The sequence below is a fragment of the Rahnella perminowiae genome, assembly GCF_019049695.1.
Taxonomy (GTDB): Bacteria; Pseudomonadota; Gammaproteobacteria; order Enterobacterales; family Enterobacteriaceae; genus Rahnella; species Rahnella perminowiae.
Genome location: NZ_JAFMOT010000152.1, coordinates 1 through 17,966, shown reverse-complemented (window position 1 = coordinate 17,966; position 17,966 = coordinate 1). Strand labels below are relative to the sequence as shown.

Here is a 17,966-nt window from a genome sequence, read left to right as displayed (position 1 = left end):
TACTCACACCGCAAGTTGCAGGTAGCGGTGATGTAATTGGGCAACACGCGGTTCAATTAATTTCGGATCACCGCTGTTATCAATAATGTCATCCGCGCAGGCCAGACGTTTTTCACGGCTGATCTGCGCAGCAATAATACTTTCAGCCTGCTGGCGGCTGATACCATCGCGCGACATCGTCCGGGAAAGCTGAATATGGGGTTCTACATCCACGACCAGAACGCGGTTCGCTTGCGTCTGTAATCCATTTTCAATCAGCAGCGGTACGACCCAGAGTACGTACGGCGTCTGCGCCTCAGCAATCAAATATTGTGTTCTGGCATGAATAATGGGGTGTAATAATTTATTAACCCATTCTTTTTCATCAGCATTGCTGAAAATTCGCTCACGAAGCGCCGGACGTTTCAGTGAGCCATCAGCGGAAATAATACTTTCACCAAATCGCTGACGCAGTCCTTCCAGTGCGGGTTCACCGGGTGCAACAACCTGACGGGCAATCTCATCTGCATCGACAATGCTTACGCCGTGGTGTGCGAAGCTTGCGGAAACGGTACTTTTGCCACTACCGATACCTCCGGTCAATGCAACGATATAGCTCATATTGGTGCTCTGATAAAATTCGTTAGGTAAATGATAAAGAGATTATGAGTAAGTGCAAGCCGTGGTGTTCCCGGTTTTGATGAGAAAAATTATTAATCTGCACAATCAAAAGTCTGTGATGGAGGTTGTAAAAGCCATCTTGCCGTTGTCATTTTCCTGTGTATGATAAAACCACTGGAAAGGGTGTGTAAAAATTTGCCGTGCACCCTAGCGACCCGTCGCCAAACCAGGACTCACACGCCATGCGCATTGAAGAAGATTTGAAGTTAGGTTTTAAAGACGTACTCATCCGCCCAAAACGTTCTACCCTCAAAAGTCGTTCCGAAGTTGAACTGGAGCGCACATTCACTTTTAAACACTCAGGTTTCAACTGGTCCGGCACCCCGATTATTGCCGCGAACATGGACACTGTTGGCACATTCCGCATGGCGGCCGTACTGGCGTCTTTTGGCCTGCTTACGGCTGTACACAAACATTATACCGTAGAACAGTGGCAGGCTTTCGTGACGTCCTCCGATGAATCCGTGCTGCGTAATGTCATGGTATCAACCGGGACGTCAGAAGCTGATTTCGTTAAGACCCTGCAAATTCTTGCTTTATCGCCTCTGCTGAAGTTTGTTTGTCTGGATGTTGCTAACGGTTATTCCGAGCACTTTGTAGATTTCCTGCGACGTGTACGCGAAGCCTGCCCGGATAAAGTCATTTGCGCGGGCAACGTGGTGACCGGTGAAATGGTGGAGGAGCTTATTCTCTCTGGCGCGGACATCGTAAAAGTCGGCATCGGTCCGGGGTCGGTATGTACGACTCGCGTAAAAACCGGTGTGGGATATCCGCAGCTTTCCGCTGTTATTGAATGTGCTGACGCTGCTCATGGTCTGGGCGGGCAGATTGTCAGCGATGGCGGTTGTGCTGTTCCTGGCGATGTGGCAAAAGCGTTCGGTGGCGGTGCTGATTTTGTCATGCTTGGCGGCATGCTGGCTGCGCATGATGAATGTGAAGGCACCGTCGTTGAAGAGAATGGCGAAAAATTCATGCTCTTCTATGGCATGAGTTCAGAGTCTGCCATGAAACGCCACGTTGGTGGTGTTGCTGAATACCGCGCAGCAGAAGGTAAAACAGTCAAATTGCCTTTGCGTGGCCCGGTTGAAAACACCGTGCGTGACATTCTCGGTGGATTGCGTTCTGCCTGTACTTATGTCGGTGCAGAGCGTCTGAAAGAACTGACCAAGCGAACAACCTTTATCCGTGTCGCGGAACAGGAAAATCGTCTGTTTGGCAGTAAATAAGCCCGATTCAGTCATAGCGGCGAAACATGTTTCGCCGCTATTTCACCGTTTTTTACCTCTCTGTTTACCCCATCACCGAACCCAGTTGGAAAATGGGCAGATACATCGCAATCACCAGTCCACCAACAATCACTCCCATTACAGCCATGAGTATCGGTTCAATCATTTGTGACAATGAGTCCGCAAGCGAGTTAGCTTTGTCACGATGCAGATGTGCGAGTTTCAGCAATAACTCATCCAGCGCTCCTGATTCTTCACCGATTTTTATCAGCTGATGACATAAGGTCGGGAACAGTGGCGACTGGACAAAAGCTTTATGCAGCGGCGTTCCTTGCATGATGTGCTCGCGTATGTGGTTCAGTGCAGCCTGAAAATGCAGATTAGACATTGATGCAGATGCTGCTGTGAGCCCGGCAATTAACGTCATTCCAGCCTGCTGTGTCATTGCCAGCGTTTGAAATATCTGGCTGAGGCAACTGTCTGTCACCAGGCGTGATGTCAGAGGTAGCCTGAGCAGTAACATCTGCTCGCGTAGTTTCCAATGCTTAAGCGGGTGCAATTTCTGCCAGTAGCCGAAACACAAAAGCGACAAAATACCCGCCAGCCAGGGGCCGCTGTTAAGGATGGCATCAGAAGCAACGACCAGCATGCGTGTAAACCAGGGGAGTTCGGCATCAAAAGAAGCATAAATTTTGGCAAACTCAGGCAACACTAAAGTCAGCATGAGCAACGTGACCACTATCGCGATCAGGCCGACAATCAGAGGATACCGCAGTGCTTTTTTCACTTTGCTTCTTAGTTCAGCCTGTTGTTCCTGTTGAGCGGCCAGTTGCAGACAGCATTTGTCCAGTTGTCCCGTGAGTTCACCAATAGAAATTATTTGCCTGTAAATATCTGGAAAAACATCCGGATAATAATTCAATGTGACCGATAACGGTTTCCCTTCGCGAACGCCTTTCGCGATATTTAACAATACACAATGCCACGCGGGTTTCGGGTGTTCATTGGCCAGTAAGGTCAGGCCATTCACCAGTGGTAACCCGGCTTGTAGCAGCGTTGCAAGTTGCCTGATGAACGCAACACGTTCCTGATTTTTCCAGAAACGCTTTCCCAGTCGTTGTTTCATAGTGATTTTAAGGGGTTGCAAACCGGCCGCAAAAAGCTGCGGATAAATTCTGGCCTTATCCAGCTCAATACAGTGATCTTGCTGAATACTTCCCTGTGTGTCGATAGCCTGCCAGCGATAGAGTCGCCAGGAATGAGGTGTGTCACCCTCAGTTTTCATGCCCCTTCCCCCTCACCGGTAACACGATATAGTTCTTCAAGTGAGGTGATCCCCTGTTCGACCAGCAACATACCGGCCTCATGCAATGTCTTTTGCCCTTGTTCCCGGGCAATTTTACTCAGCTCATGCACATTGGCCTCTGCCACCAGTGCCTGCTGTAGCATGGGGGTTATGTTCAGCGTTTCATAAATACCGGTACGCCCGTAATAGCCTGAAAAGCATTGATGGCATCCTGCAGGCAGCCATAAAGGTATGTGGCCGCTTATGCCATCAGCACTTTTTTCAACCAGCGACATGTGCGGTTTGCGGCAATGCGGGCACAATTTTCGTACCAGCCGCTGGGCAATCACAAGACGCAAACTGGCGGCAATATGGAAACCTTCAATCCCCATCTGTCGGAGGCGGGTCAGTGTTTCGCAGGTAGAATTAGTGTGGAGGGTTGAGAGGACCAGATGCCCGGTTTGCGCCGCCTTTACGGCGATTTCGGCTGTTTCTTTGTCTCTGATTTCGCCAACCATAATAACATCAGGATCCTGACGTAATAAGGCACGCAGGACGCTGGCAAAACTAAGATCTGTTTTGCTGTTAATCTGCGTCTGATTGATGCCACTGACCGGGATCTCAATCGGATCTTCCACGCTGCAGATATTGCGGGAGATGGCATTCAGGTGACGAAGGCCGCTGTAAAGCGTTACCGTTTTTCCACTGCCTGTCGGGCCGGTGACCAGAATTAAACCTTGTGGATGCTTCAGTGCGGTTTTGAAAAAGTCCAGGTCTCGTGGCGTAAAACCCAGTTGCGACATTGAGAGATCCTGCTGAGTCATGTGCAGAATGCGCAGCACGATTTTCTCTCCGTGCAGGGTCGGCAGGGAAGATACTCTCATGGAGTATCTCTGCTTTTGCAGCATGACTGAGAGCTGGCCATCTTGTGGCAGCCGTCGTTCAGCCACATTCAGCTGCCCCATAATCTTCAGTCGCGCACATACCCCGGCTGCCATCGAAAATTCAGGGCCGGGCACTTCCTGCAATACTCCGTCAATTCGCATACGAACCCGGAAACTGTGCTCGTAGGGCTCAAAATGTATATCAGACGCCCTGCGGGTGATTGCCAGTCTGAGTATCTGATTGAGGATGTTAATGACTGGCGCATCACTCTGATTATTCAGCTCATTGCTTTCATCCGTTTCTGCGGGCGATAACGGTTTTTCTGCAGCGATATTTTCCTTTATTTCTGAACTACCTTGCTCCATAGCTTGTTCCAGCCGCGTTTGTGGCCAGCGTTCAAGCTGCACTTTTAAGCCGGTGGCAAAGCGCAGTACCTGACTTAACGCCTCAGAATCTGCCTCTGTTTCATGGCATGCAACATGAAGCATCTGGTGGTCGCGATGCAACACAACGGCTTTGTAGCGCTGACACAATGCTTCAAGTGACGCTTCACTTTGCAGGCGGTTGTTAATGGATGGAGACTCTGGGCGCAGGGGGGTATCGCTCATTATGGCGCTCCTGTGGTGTCAAAGCGGAAAATGCTTTCGCAAGCTTCAACCATCGAGGTATTACCGGCATTGTTGCAGATTCTGCTCCATGTAATACCTCCCGCCTGGTTATCCGGAACCGGCGTCATCACAACACTGAGGCCATCCAGTGCCTGCTGACCGGTCAGTGAAATTACACCGGAATTAACCTGGATCTGGCTGACATAGCGACTGGTGGTCGTTGCCGGAATGCCCTGACTACCGGCGTTGCAATTTGTCAGCGCCCCCGTATCTATGACGCACAGTTCGACACCGGTTTTGTAGGGCACCATGGTTTGCAGCATGTCTGTCATGGCTGCTTTCTGGATATAGCTCTGGTACGCGGGTATGCCGATGGCACTGAGGATCGCAATAATCGCGATCACCACCATCAGTTCAATGAGGGTAAATCCTTGTTGCCGGTTCATGACGTTCTCCGTTTCGTAAGGCTGCGTTGTCGTTTCTCAGGCAGCAAATTAAACGGAGAAAAAACCTGACTCCAGTGCCATTTCTGGCTTTTCCACGATATCTTCCAGGATAAATATGTCCGCCAGCAAGGCAGTCAAAATTTTTGCGCGAGGACTCGCAACAACAAAGATGAAATGAAAAAAGTGATGGTGGTCAGAAGGAGAGAATGTGAGGGTAGTACGGCAAGATGAAATAGAGCGAAAGACGTCGTGTTGCCCCTGAAAAGGAATCCGGGGGCAACAGCGAAATGATTAGCTGAAGCGCATGGAAAGATCCATGGCTCTGACATGCTTGGTCAGCGCACCGACAGAAATGTAATCCACGCCGGTTTCCGCGAATTCGCGTAGCGTTGTTGCCGTCACGTTACCGGACACTTCAAGCAGCGCACGGCCTGCGGTCAGAATAACGCCTTCGCGCATCATCGGCACGGTGAAATTATCCAACATAATAATATCAGCACCTGCATCCAACGCCTGCTGAAGTTCATCGATGGATTCGACTTCTACTTCAACGGGCACCTCCGCGTGGATCCATAAGGCACGCTCTACGGCCGCTTTGATGGAGCCGCAGGCAATGATGTGGTTTTCCTTAATCAGAAACGCATCAGCCAGACCAAGGCGGTGATTGCTTCCGCCGCCACATAACACGGCATATTTCAGCGCTGTACGCAGGCCGGGTAAGGTTTTGCGGGTATCGAGCAACTGAGTTTTGGTGCCCTCAAGGATTTTCACATAGTGATTCACCTCAGTTGCCACGCCGGACAAGGTCTGCACAAAATTCAGTGCGGTACGTTCACCGGTCAGCAGCATGCGCGCGGAACCTGAGAGTTCACATAAAGTCTGGTTTTCAGATACGTTATCGCCGTCTTTAACATGCCATCTGACGGTGATTTTATCGCCAGCCAGTTGGGTAAAGACTTCGTCCAACCAGCCCTGACCGCAGAAAATGCCAGCTTCGCGGGTAATAATGGTGGCGTTAGCCTGTTTATCTTGCGGCAACAGCTGAGCTGTTAAGTCATTGTTGGCATTGACTTCGCCCCCCAGATCTTCACCGAGAGCCTGAGTAACAAGAGAAGGAATATCATTCTGGATACGTTCGAGTAACTGTGCGCGGCGACTTTCAGGGCTGTAGCTGCGGGTAGACATACAAATACTCCGAAATGGCGGATAAGAAGGAGAAAAAAACATGCTACCCTGTTGCTGTGATAAGTACCACCCGAGCACATCATTGAGGTCTTTGATGCACTTAAAACAAGGCTGGATTACTGAAGCCCGGCAGGTCGTTTCTCCCCATTTTGATCTCCGTCCTGAAGATGAAATACCCTCATTGCTGGTGATCCATAACATCAGTTTGCCGCCTGGAAAATTTGGCGGTCCTTATATTGATCAATTGTTTACCGGCACGCTGAATCCACTGGATGATCCTTATTTTGAAGGGATCAGCCATTTACGCGTTGCTGCGCATTGTTTAATTCGTCGTGATGGCGAGATTGTGCAATATGTCCCGTTTGATAAACGTGCCTGGCATGCCGGTATATCCAGCTGGCGGGGGCGTGAGCGCTGTAATGACTTTTCGATTGGTATTGAGCTGGAAGGGACTGATTTTCAACCCTTTACTGATGCACAATATCGCAGTCTGGCTTCTGTTACTGAGTTGTTAATTAAGCATTATCCTATCAGTCCCGATGCCATTACCGGACACAGTGATATTGCTCCCGGGCGTAAGACCGATCCCGGCCCTGAATTCGACTGGGCATTTTATCGCAAGCTGCTAGCGTTGCCGGTAGGGCAGAATGATCTTTCTGACCGGTAATTAACCGGGCTTCGGTATCTGTTTTACATGGGTAATGTATTAAGAGAGAGTGACAATCGATGACGTTATTTACTTTGCTTCTGGTGCTGGCTTGGGAACGCTTATTCAAACTGGGTGAACACTGGCAGTTGGATCATCGGTTTGAGGTGATTTTTCGCCGCGGCCGGCAGGCTTCTCTGGCTAAAACCCTGGCCATCATGATTATCTGGATGGTGATAATCGGGGGAGTATTGCGTGCTGTGCAGGGGCTCTTCTTCGGTGTGCCAACGCTGATCTTATGGGTGATTTTATGCCTGCTGTGCATTGGCGCTGGCATCAAGCGCAAGCATTACCGTGCCTACCTTAAGTCAGCCCGTCAGGGTGATGTCGATGCCTGTAAGGAAATGGCAGAAGAGCTGGCCTTGATCCATGGGCTGCCAACAGATTGCAGTGAAGAAGCCCGTCTGAGAGAGCTGCAAAATGCACTTCTCTGGATCAACTACCGCTACTATCTCGGGCCGTTGTTCTGGTTCGTGGTCTGCGGGCCTTACGGACCGATAGCGTTGGGCGGTTATGCCGTATTGCGGGGTTATCAGACCTGGCTGGCGCGTCACATGCCACCACTGAAACGTTCCCAGTCCGGGGTGGATGCACTGCTGCATATTCTCGACTGGATCCCGGTTCGTCTGGCTGGCGTTGCTTATGCATTGCTTGGTCACGGGGAAAAAGCCTTACCGGCCTGGTTTGCTTCGTTAGGCGATATTCACTCCTCACAATATCAGGTCTTAACACGGCTGGCGCAGTTCTCTCTTGCGCGTGACCCGCATACTGATCCGGTACAGACGCCTCGTGCGGCCGTGAGTCTCGCACGTAAAGTGACGATGATCATTCTGGTGGTTGTGGCACTGCTGACGATTTATGGCACCCTGATTTAGCGCATTTTGCCATCCACTATTTTGTGACGCTTAGCGCATTAAAAAAGCCCGGTACATTTTCATGGTCCGGGCTTTTTGCTTTTTGTCAGTGCTGTTTTTGTAACGTCAGCGGACGGTTATCGGCGGCGGGTTCTCCGAAATCGGGCATGCCATTCTCGTCCCAGCGGAAGGTTTTAATGCGCGTATGTCGGTTCGGGTCGTACAGCGGATCACCCTCAATTTCGGTGTAATTGCGGGCGTGATACACCAGCACATCTTCGCCCCGTTCATTACGGGTGAAGCTGTTATGACCAGGGCCGAACTGCCGGTTCTGCGCCTGAGTACTGAATACCGGACGCTGGGATTTATGCCAGCTCGCCGGATCCATCAGGTTGCTGTTGATATCTGCGGTAAGAAGGCCGATACAGTAATTTTCGTCGGTAGCGCTGGCGGAATAGGTGATGAAAATTTTATCACCATGTTTGATCACGGCCGGCCCTTCGTTAACCCAAAAACCGATAGTTTCCCAGTCCAGTTCAGGCTTACTGAGCATGACGGGCGGTGATTTCAGCGTCCACGGGTTTTCCATTTCAGCCAGATATAAATTGGAGTTTCCGCGAATTGTTGGGTCTTTTTGAGCCCACAGATAATAGCTTTTGCCCTGATGCTCAAAATGAGTGGCATCGAGCGAAAAACTGTCAATCGGGGTCTGGATCTGACCTTTCTCCTGCCAGGTTCCGCTGAGCGGATCAGCATCCTCACAAACCAGCGCATACATTCTGTGCTGGAATAAGCCATCGACAATTTCTTGTGACGGGGCGGCCGCATAGTAAATGACCCATTGTCCGTCGATGAAATGCAACTCCGGTGCCCAGATCAGCGCACTCATCGGGCCGGTATCTGGCTTGTGCCAGACGAGGGTAGCCGGAGCTTGAGCAAGCCCTGTCAGCGTTGACGAGCGGCGGATCTCCAGCCGGTCATATTCAGGTACTGATGCGATAAAGTAATAGTTTCCGTCGCTGTGCAGCCAGATATGCGGATCGGCACGTTGCTCAATCAGCGGGTTGGGGTAATTACTCATGTTTCAGCTCCTTGCTGGTCAGGGGGACGCTGATTATTTCTGCGTCTTGTGTATTTTTCGCGTCATGATATTCATTCAGTTCGCGGTAATTACGGCGGCGAATCTCCAGATCTGCCTGAATGGTACGCATGGTTTCGCGGTCAACTTTCAGCAGACGTACAACACCGGCGGTAATGAAATAACCCACGCCCGGAATGACAGTGAATAACAACATAATGCCGTTAATGGCATGGTCGCTTTGCTGTGTTGCGCCGGCATTGTAGCCGTACGCAGAGAGCAGGAAGCCGACCATCGCGCCTGCTACCGCCAGTCCGCATTTCAGGAAGAACAGATTACCGGAGAAGCTGATGCCGGTGACGCGCTTGCCAGTTTTCCATTCGCCGTAATCGTCAACGTCAGCCATCAGCGACCAGTGTAGCGGGGAAGGGAGTTGGTGCATGATGTTGAGGATAAAGTACGCCACCAGAATAAGTGTCGTGGCGTGCGGGTCGAGGAAATAGAATCCGCAGGAGAAAATGGTCAGGATGATGTTGGCCCAGAAGAACACTTTCAGTTTGCAGTATTTATCTGTCAGTGGTTTTGCCAGCGCGCTGCCGATCATCATGCCCACTACGCCGAGGCTGATAAACATACTGGCAAATGAAGTGGATTTTTCCATCACCCAGGTAACGTAATACATGGTGGCGGCCATACGGATGAAGCCCGGACACACGTTGCAGAACGTCAGCAGCAGGATGCGTACCCACTGGTCGTTTTTCCACACATCTTTCAGGTCAGATTTTAAGGCATGTTTTGACGGTACTGCGGGCTGGATCCGTTCTTTTACCGAGCTGAAGCAGAACAGGAACATGAACAGCGCGATGATCGCCATCACGCCCATCGACATCTGGTAGCCCTTGGCTTTGTCTGCGCCACCGAAAAAATCGGCCATCGGCAGCAAGGTGGAAGAGAGGATCAGTGTCGCGATCCCTACCATAAAGAAGCGGTAAGACTGACAGGCAACACGCTCATGCGGGTCGGCAGTAATGACGCCACCGAGCGAGCAATAAGGAATGTTGATGGCCGTGTAAGTCAGTGACATCAGGAAGTAAGTGACAAAGGCATAGATAACTTTGCTGTTGTAACTCCATTCCGGTGTGGTGAACATCAGCACGCTGAACAGTACATACGGCACTGAAACCCACAACAAATACGGGCGGAAACGTCCCCAGCGGGTGGTGGTACGGTCGGCGATCGCCCCCATTATCGGGTCGGTTACCGCGTCGATAACACGCACCGACAACAGCAATATCCCCACCAGCGCGGGGGCTAAACCGAAAACATCGGTGTAAAAATAATTAAGAAACAGCATGATGGCGCCGCCAATCATATTGCAGCCCGCATCCCCCATTCCGTACGCTACTTTCTCTTTAAACGACAGTGCGCCTTCCTTCATGGATGTTCACTCCGGCTATTGGATAAAAGGATTTTGTTAAAAAACTGTTTGATAGCCCAGAGTATTGGTCGGAGTGAGACAGAGTGGTCAGGAGGTAAGAGTCATGAAGATGGACATTTTAGTCATACGGGAGGAAATGTGAGCCAGATAACAAATACCCATCATACTTCGAGCTGCAGGTGCGTTGGCTACCATCTTTCACCCGAATCACTTACCAGAGTAAGCTCATCGGGTTCTCTTGCCTGCCGCCTTCCTGCAACTCGAATTATTTTGGGTATCTCTTAACTATTTAACTTAAGCGTTAACGGATTTCCCGCTTTGCTGATTTTTGATCCAGTAACCGATGCCCAGCACCACCAGCCACACAGGGATCAGCCACACGGAGATCGCCATGCCTGGCGTGATAGCCATGATCACCAGAATTGCTGCCATAAACAGCAGGCAGATATAGTTACCCAGCGGATACAGCAGCGCTTTGAACTTAGGTTCCACGCCTTCACGACGTTTCGCCTGACGGAATTTCATGTGCGCAAGGCTGATCATTGCCCAGTTGATCACCAGTGCAGACACCACCAGGGCCATCAGCAAGCCAAACGCCTCACCCGGCATCAGATAGTTGATCAGAACACACAGCGCTGTGGTGGCAGCAGAAACGAGGATGGAAGCCACCGGAACGCCGCGTTTATCGACATTGAGCAATGCCTTAGGCGCGTTGCCTTGCTGAGCCAGGCCAAACAGCATGCGGCTGTTACAGTAAACACAGCTGTTATAAACCGACAGCGCGGCTGTCAGGATCACCACGTTCAGGGCGTTGGCCACCAGTGCATCCCCCAGGTCATGGAAGATCAGCACAAACGGGCTGGTATCCGGTCCGACACGGGTCCATGGCATCAGCGAAAGCAGTACAGCCAGTGAGCCTACATAGAAAATCAGGATGCGGTAGATAACCTGATTGGTCGCTTTAGGGATGCTGACTTCCGGATTATCCGCTTCAGCAGCAGTAATCCCGACCAGTTCCAGGCCACCAAAGGAAAACATGATGATCGCCATCATCATCACAAGCCCGGTCATGCCGTGAGGCAGGAAACCGCCTTGCTCCCAAAGGTTACGTACTGTTGCCTGCGGGCCTGCCGTATCGCTGAACAGCAACCAGCCACCGAACAGAATCATCGCCACCACGGCAACCACTTTAATGATCGCAAACCAGAACTCCATCTCACCAAACACTTTAACGTTAGTAAGATTGATGGCGTTGATCAGCACGAAGAATACTGCGGCAGAAACCCATGTCGGGATTTCCGGCCACCAGAATTGAATATATTTACCGACGGCAGTGAGTTCGGCCATCGCAACCAGAACATACAGAACCCAGTAGTTCCAGCCGGAAGCAAACCCGGCAAATCCGCCCCAGTATTTGTAAGCAAAGTGGCTGAATGAGCCTGCAACCGGCTCCTCAACAACCATTTCCCCTAACTGACGCATAATTAAGAATGCGATAAAACCCGCAATGGCGTAGCCAAGAATAATCCCCGGCCCCGCGGACTGAATGACGGAAGCGCTGCCCAGAAACAGCCCTGTACCGACGGCCCCGCCTAATGCAATCAACTGAATATGACGGTTTTTGAGGCCGCGCTTCAGCTCATCGCCTTGTTGTTGATCAACCATTTACCTGTCCTCTGTCATAGGGGCAAAACCCATAACATTCTGTGTGTTAGAGAGAATGTAAGGCGATAATTACACTTTTTGTATCTAATTATTTACGGCTGGATTGAGCCTAAAAATCAGGATCATCTACCGTTCGGGCAAGAATAATGTTATGCGGAAAAGTTTGCACGGGGTTTATGCGCCATCCGCATAACAAATAATCAAATTGACCGGAAATTTGTTCTGGATCTCTAAAATGAGATCTCACGCAGCGTAAAAACGATAAATGATAAAAATTTGTTAAAATGTGCGGGGTCGACGCATTTACTGGGTAGCCATATGGACACAAGGTGAATACTTTGTTACTTTACGGCCACGTTTTTTAAATTGGTATTACCAATTGACTCCGGCAACTTACAGAGTCGCTACTCGCAGAGAACCGCACATATATGGCTTACAGCAAAATCCGACAGCCTAAGTTATCCGATGTGATCGAGCAGCAACTTGAGTTTCTGATCCTCGAAGGCACCTTGAGGCCTGGGGAAAAGCTTCCGCCAGAGCGCGAACTGGCCAAACAGTTTGATGTATCGCGACCTTCTCTCAGAGAGGCAATCCAAAGCCTGGAAGGGAAGGGGCTACTCCTGCGCCGTCAGGGTGGTGGCACTTTCGTACAAAGTAACCTGTGGCAAAGCGTGAGTGATCCGCTGGCCGAGTTACTGGCCGACCATCCTGAATCACAATTCGATCTCCTTGAAACACGACATGCCCTTGAAGGGATCGCTGCGTATTACGCGGCGCTTCGTGGCACAGAGGAAGATCTGCAGCGCATTCGCGATTGTCATGTGGTTATTCAGACCGCACAAGACAGCGGAGATTTGGATGCAGAAGCCGATGCGGTTATGCAGTATCAGGTCGCTGTAACAGAAGCAGCCCATAATGTGGTGCTGCTGCACCTGGTCCGCTGTATGGGGCCAATGCTCGAGAAGAATGTTCGACAGAACTTTGAATTGCTTTACTCACGCCGGGAAATGCTGGCGACAGTAAGCAACCACCGCGCCAGTATTTTCGAGGCGATTGTTGCACGGGAACCAGAAATAGCGCGTGCCGCATCTCACCGTCACCTGGCGTTCATTGAAGAAGTTTTGCTGGATCTCAGCAGGGAACACACCCGGCGGGATCGGTCTTTACGACGACTCCAGCAACGAAAAGATGAAAGTTAACCATCAGGGTTAATTTTTAGAGCCCTCATTTGAGGGCTCACGGCAACTACATGACGGGCCTGTCTTCGTGCGCTCTCTTAGCGGCGAAGCGCGTTTTTGAAAGAGTGCAGGAAGACAGGCTCCAGATAAACCAACGTATTAGAGACAGATAAGGAAAAGCACCATGTCAGAACGTGTAAATAATGACGTGGATCCGATCGAAACTCGCGACTGGCTACAAGCGATCGAATCGGTCATCCGTGAAGAAGGTGTTGAGCGTGCACAGTTCCTGATCGATCAGGTTCTCAGTGAAGCGCGCAAGGGCGGCGTAAGCGTCGCTGCTGGCGCAGCCAGCCGTAACTACGTCAATACCATCGCTGTTGAAGACGAACCTGAATACCCGGGTAACCTGGAGCTGGAACGTAACATTCGTACCGCTATCCGCTGGAACGCCATCATGACCGTTCTGCGTGCGTCCAAGAAAGACCTGGAACTCGGCGGCCACATGGCGTCCTTCCAGTCTTCTGCGACCGTGTACGAAGTGTGCTTCAACCACTTCTTCCGTGCGCGCAACGAAAAAGACGGCGGCGATCTGGTGTACTTCCAGGGCCACATCTCCCCGGGCGTATACGCACGTGCTTTCCTTGAAGGCCGCCTGACTGAAGACCAGATGAACAATTTCCGTCAGGAAGTTCACGGTAAAGGTCTGTCTTCTTATCCGCACCCTAAACTGATGCCTGAATTCTGGCAGTTCCCGACGGTATCGATGGGGTTGGGCCCGATTGGTGCCATCTACCAGGCTAAATTCCTGAAATATCTGGAACACCGTGGCCTGAAAGATACCTCCGCACAGCGCGTTTACGCATTCCTGGGCGACGGTGAAATGGACGAACCAGAATCCAAAGGTGCGATCACCATCGCGACCCGTGAGAAACTGGATAACCTGTGCTTCATCATCAACTGTAACTTACAGCGTCTTGATGGCCCGGTAACCGGCAACGGTAAAATCATCAACGAACTTGACGGCATCTTCTCAGGCGCTGGCTGGAACGTGATTAAAGTGATCTGGGGCAACCGTTGGGATGAACTGCTGCGTAAAGACACCAGCGGTAAACTGATCCAGCTGATGAACGAAACCGTTGATGGCGACTATCAGACCTTCAAGTCCCGCGACGGTAAATACGTACGTGACCATTTCTTCGGTAAATACCCTGAAACTGCGGCGCTGGTCAAAGACATGACCGACGACGAAATCTGGGCACTGAACCGTGGTGGTCATGATCCGAAGAAAGTTTTCGCTGCACTGAACAAAGCACAGAATACCAAAGGCCAGCCGACCGTTATCCTTGCGCATACCATTAAAGGTTATGGCATGGGCGACGCTGCCGAAGGTAAAAACATTGCTCACCAGGTGAAGAAAATGAACATGGATGGCGTGCGCTATATCCGTGATCGTTTCAGTGTGCCAGTCACCGATGAAAATCTGGAAAAACTGCCGTACATCACGCTGGAAAAAGACTCTGCAGAATACAAATACCTGCATGAGCGTCGTGCTGCGCTGAAAGGCTACCTGCCGACTCGTCTGCCAAACTTCACGCAGAAGCTGGAAATGCCGAAACTGGAAGACTTCTCACCACTGCTGGAAGAGCAGAAGAAAGAGATCTCTACCACTATCGCCTTCGTCCGTGCCCTGAACGTGATGCTGAAAAACGACTCCATTAAAGACCGTCTGGTCCCGATCATCGCCGATGAAGCGCGTACTTTCGGTATGGAAGGTCTGTTCCGTCAGATTGGTATTTACAGCCCGAACGGTCAGCAATACACCCCGCAGGACCGTGAGCAGGTTGCTTACTATAAAGAGGACGAGAAAGGTCAGATCCTGCAGGAAGGTATCAACGAACTGGGTGCCGCATCTTCATGGCTGGCCGCAGCGACGTCTTACAGCACCAACGATCTGCCAATGATCCCGTTCTACATCTACTACTCTATGTTTGGTTTCCAGCGTATCGGCGACCTGTGCTGGGCAGCGGGTGACCAACAGGCGCGTGGCTTCCTGATCGGCGGTACTTCGGGTCGTACTACCCTCAACGGTGAAGGTCTGCAGCATGAAGATGGCCACAGCCACATTCAGTCTCTGACTATCCCTAACTGTATTTCTTACGACCCGTCTTACGCTTACGAAGTGGCTGTCATCATGCATGATGGTCTGGTACGTATGTACGGTGAAGCGCAGGAAAACATTTATTATTACATCACCACGCTGAACGAAAACTACCACATGCCAGCCATGCCGGAAGGCGCGGAAGAAGGCATCCGTAAGGGTATCTACAAGTTAGATACGCTGGAAGGTAGCAAAGGTAAAGTGCAGTTGCTGGGCTCAGGTTCTATCCTGCGTCACGTACGTGAAGCCGCTGAGATCCTGTCCAAAGATTACGGCGTAGGTTCTGACGTTTACAGCGTGACCTCCTTCACTGAACTGGCCCGCGACGGTCAGGATTGTGAGCGCTGGAATATGCTGCATCCAACCGAAACACCACGCGTTCCGTACATCGCCCAGGTAATGAGCGATGCGCCAGCGGTAGCGTCAACTGACTACATGAAACTGTTTGCTGAACAGGTTCGTACATACGTTCCGGCCAGTGATTATCGCGTTCTGGGTACGGATGGCTTCGGTCGTTCAGACAGCCGCGAAAACCTGCGTCACCACTTCGAAGTGGATGCATCGTACGTTGTGGTTGCTGCGCTGGGTGAATTGGCTAAACGCGGCGAAATCGAAACGTCTGTAGTGGCTGAAGCCATTAAGAAATTCGATATCAATCCAGAAAAAGTTAACCCGCGTCTGGCATAAGAGGTAAAGACAGATGGCTATTGAAATTAACGTACCGGATATCGGTGCAGATGCAGTGGAAGTCACCGAAATCATGGTGAAGGTGGGCGATAAAGTTGAAGCTGAACAATCGCTGATCACCGTTGAGGGCGATAAAGCTTCTATGGAAGTGCCTTCTCCACAGGCTGGCGTGGTCAAAGAAATTAAAGTTGCGGTTGGCGATACCGTTGAAACCGGCAAACTGATCATGATCTTCGACGCCGCTGATGGTGCTGCTGATGCGGCACCTGCGAAACAGGAAGCCAAAGCAGAAGAGAAAGCGCCTGCCGCCGCACCTGCTTCCAGCGAAAGCAAAGAAGTGAACGTGCCTGATATCGGTGGCGATGAAGTAGAAGTCACTGAAATCATGGTGAAAGTGGGTGACACAGTCGAAGCGGAACAATCGCTGATCACCGTAGAAGGCGATAAAGCTTCTATGGAAGTCCCTGCACCGTTCGCGGGTAAAGTAAAAGAGATCAAAATCGCTGCGGGCGATAAAGTCAGCACCGGCTCTCTGATCATGGTCTTCGACGTGGCAGGCTCGGGTGCAGCCGCACCTGCCGCTGCTGCAGAAACCAAATCAGACGCGGCACCTGCGGCTCCGGCTCAGTCCGGCAGCAAAGAAGTGAATGTACCTGATATCGGTGGCGACGAAGTGGAAGTCACTGAAATCATGGTGAAAGTCGGCGACAAAATCAGTGCTGAACAGTCACTGATCACCGTTGAAGGCGACAAAGCCTCAATGGAAGTCCCGGCACCGTTCGCGGGCACGGTGAAAGAAATCAAAATCGCGGCGGGCGATAAAGTCAGCACCGGTTCTCTGATCATGGTCTTTGAAGTAGAAGGCGCTGCGCCTGCTGCTCCGGCGGCTAAGAAAGAAGAAGCGGCTGCCCCGGCGAAACAGGAACAAAAAGCCGCTGCACCTGCTGTTAAAGCAGAGAGCAAAGGCGAGTTCGCTGAGAACGATGCTTATGTTCACGCCACGCCGGTTATCCGCCGTCTGGCCCGTGAGTTCGGCGTTAACCTGGCGAAAGTCAAAGGGACCGGCCGTAAGGGCCGTATCCTGCGCGAAGACGTTCAGACTTACGTGAAAGACGCGGTCAAACGTGCTGAAGCCGCGCCGGCAGCAGCAACGGGTGGCGGTCTTCCTGGCATGTTGCCTTGGCCGAAAGTGGACTTCAGCAAATTCGGTGAAATTGAAGAAGTCGAACTGGGCCGTATCCAGAAAATCTCTGGTGCGAACCTGAGCCGTAACTGGGTGATGATCCCGCATGTTACGCATTTCGACAAAACCGATATCACTGAGCTGGAAGCGTTCCGTAAACAGCAGAACGATGAAGCCGCTAAACGCAAACTGGACGTGAAATTCACGCCGGTGGTCTTCATCATGAAAGCCGTTGCGGCTGCGCTTGAGCAGATGCCACGCTTCAACAGTTCTCTGTCCGAAGATGGTCAGAAACTGACGCTGAAAAAATACATCAACATCGGTGTGGCGGTCGATACGCCAAACGGTCTGGTTGTTCCGGTCTTCAAAGACGTGAACAAAAAAGGCATCGCCGAGTTGTCCCGTGAGCTGATGGCGATCTCCAAGAAAGCCCGTGACGGTAAGCTGACTGCCGGTGAAATGCAGGGCGGTTGCTTCACCATCTCCAGCCTCGGCGGTATCGGGACGACCCATTTCGCGCCAATCGTTAATGCGCCGGAAGTGGCTATCCTGGGTGTCTCCAAGTCTGCCATTGAGCCAGTCTGGAACGGTAAAGAGTTCACACCGCGTCTGATGATGCCAATGTCGCTCTCCTTCGACCACCGTGTGATTGACGGGGCCGATGGTGCGCGCTTCATTACCATCATCAACAACGTGTTGTCTGACATTCGCCGTCTGGTGA

At 51.3% G+C, this 17,966-nt stretch carries 14 protein-coding genes; 6 read left to right on the top strand and 8 right to left on the bottom strand.

The genetic code is table 11. From position 1 onward, the window contains the following. Positions 1-3: 3 nt before the first annotated feature. Positions 4-600, bottom strand: coding sequence for a dephospho-CoA kinase (gene coaE, locus J1781_RS03230; RefSeq protein ID WP_217233202.1), 597 nt, complete (start codon positions 598-600; stop codon positions 4-6). 242 nt (positions 601-842) lie between these two features. Between coaE and J1781_RS03225 the strand changes: the two genes are divergently transcribed. Next, a complete protein-coding gene (locus J1781_RS03225) occupies positions 843-1,886 on the top strand; it encodes a GMP reductase (RefSeq protein ID WP_217139501.1) in 1,044 nt (347 codons plus the stop codon). 64 nt (positions 1,887-1,950) lie between these two features. On the opposite strand, the gene hofC is transcribed toward J1781_RS03225, so the two are convergent. The 4 genes from hofC to nadC all read right to left on the bottom strand — a co-directional run bounded on the left by hofC (position 1,951) and on the right by nadC (position 6,295). After that, positions 1,951-3,171 carry a protein transport protein HofC gene (gene hofC, locus J1781_RS03220; RefSeq protein ID WP_217233201.1) on the bottom strand — a complete coding sequence of 407 codons (1,221 nt, stop codon included), beginning with the start codon at positions 3,169-3,171 and terminating at the stop codon, positions 1,951-1,953. After that, the gene (gene gspE, locus J1781_RS03215) at positions 3,168-4,664 is read right to left on the bottom strand and encodes a type II secretion system protein GspE (RefSeq protein WP_217233200.1); all 1,497 of its coding nucleotides are present in this window, start codon (positions 4,662-4,664) and stop codon (positions 3,168-3,170) included. The genes hofC and gspE overlap by 4 nt, the downstream gene beginning before the upstream one ends. Then, a complete protein-coding gene (gene ppdD, locus J1781_RS03210) occupies positions 4,664-5,110 on the bottom strand; it encodes a prepilin peptidase-dependent pilin (protein ID WP_129953185.1) in 447 nt (148 codons plus the stop codon). The genes gspE and ppdD overlap by 1 nt, the downstream gene beginning before the upstream one ends. A gap of 291 nt (positions 5,111-5,401) precedes the next feature. Then, a complete protein-coding gene (gene nadC / locus J1781_RS03205; protein ID WP_129991319.1) occupies positions 5,402-6,295 on the bottom strand; it encodes a carboxylating nicotinate-nucleotide diphosphorylase in 894 nt (297 codons plus the stop codon). A 94-nt stretch (positions 6,296-6,389) separates the two neighbouring features. Between nadC and ampD the strand changes: the two genes are divergently transcribed. Continuing rightward, positions 6,390-6,962: a 1,6-anhydro-N-acetylmuramyl-L-alanine amidase AmpD gene (gene ampD / locus J1781_RS03200; protein WP_129991320.1), complete on the top strand. Its 573-nt coding sequence runs from the start codon at positions 6,390-6,392 to the stop codon at positions 6,960-6,962. 59 nt (positions 6,963-7,021) lie between these two features. Next, positions 7,022-7,876: a beta-lactamase regulator AmpE gene (gene ampE / locus J1781_RS03195; RefSeq protein WP_129953182.1), complete on the top strand. Its 855-nt coding sequence runs from the start codon at positions 7,022-7,024 to the stop codon at positions 7,874-7,876. Positions 7,877-7,961: 85 nt separating this feature from the next. On the opposite strand, the gene J1781_RS03190 is transcribed toward ampE, so the two are convergent. The 3 genes from J1781_RS03190 to aroP all read right to left on the bottom strand — a co-directional run bounded on the left by J1781_RS03190 (position 7,962) and on the right by aroP (position 12,036). Then, on the bottom strand, positions 7,962-8,936 hold the full coding sequence (locus J1781_RS03190) for a glycoside hydrolase family 43 protein (protein WP_217233199.1): 975 nt from the start codon (positions 8,934-8,936) through the stop codon (positions 7,962-7,964). Then, positions 8,929-10,371, bottom strand: coding sequence for an MFS transporter (locus tag J1781_RS03185; protein WP_217139499.1), 1,443 nt, complete (start codon positions 10,369-10,371; stop codon positions 8,929-8,931). Before J1781_RS03185 ends, J1781_RS03190 begins: the two co-directional genes overlap by 8 nt. Before the next feature lie 294 nt (positions 10,372-10,665). Further along, complete coding sequence (aroP, locus tag J1781_RS03180; protein WP_129953179.1) at positions 10,666-12,036, bottom strand: aromatic amino acid transporter AroP; 1,371 nt, start codon at positions 12,034-12,036, stop codon at positions 10,666-10,668. Between the two features lie 428 nt (positions 12,037-12,464). Between aroP and pdhR the strand changes: the two genes are divergently transcribed. The 3 genes from pdhR to aceF all read left to right on the top strand — a co-directional run. Next, complete coding sequence (gene pdhR, locus J1781_RS03175; RefSeq protein ID WP_013576986.1) at positions 12,465-13,235, top strand: pyruvate dehydrogenase complex transcriptional repressor PdhR; 771 nt, start codon at positions 12,465-12,467, stop codon at positions 13,233-13,235. Positions 13,236-13,398: 163 nt separating this feature from the next. After that, a complete protein-coding gene (gene aceE / locus J1781_RS03170; RefSeq protein ID WP_217233198.1) occupies positions 13,399-16,062 on the top strand; it encodes a pyruvate dehydrogenase (acetyl-transferring), homodimeric type in 2,664 nt (887 codons plus the stop codon). Positions 16,063-16,075: 13 nt separating this feature from the next. Next, positions 16,076-17,966: pyruvate dehydrogenase complex dihydrolipoyllysine-residue acetyltransferase (aceF, locus tag J1781_RS03165; RefSeq protein ID WP_217233197.1), on the top strand; the 1,891-nt coding region annotated here is incomplete at its 3' end.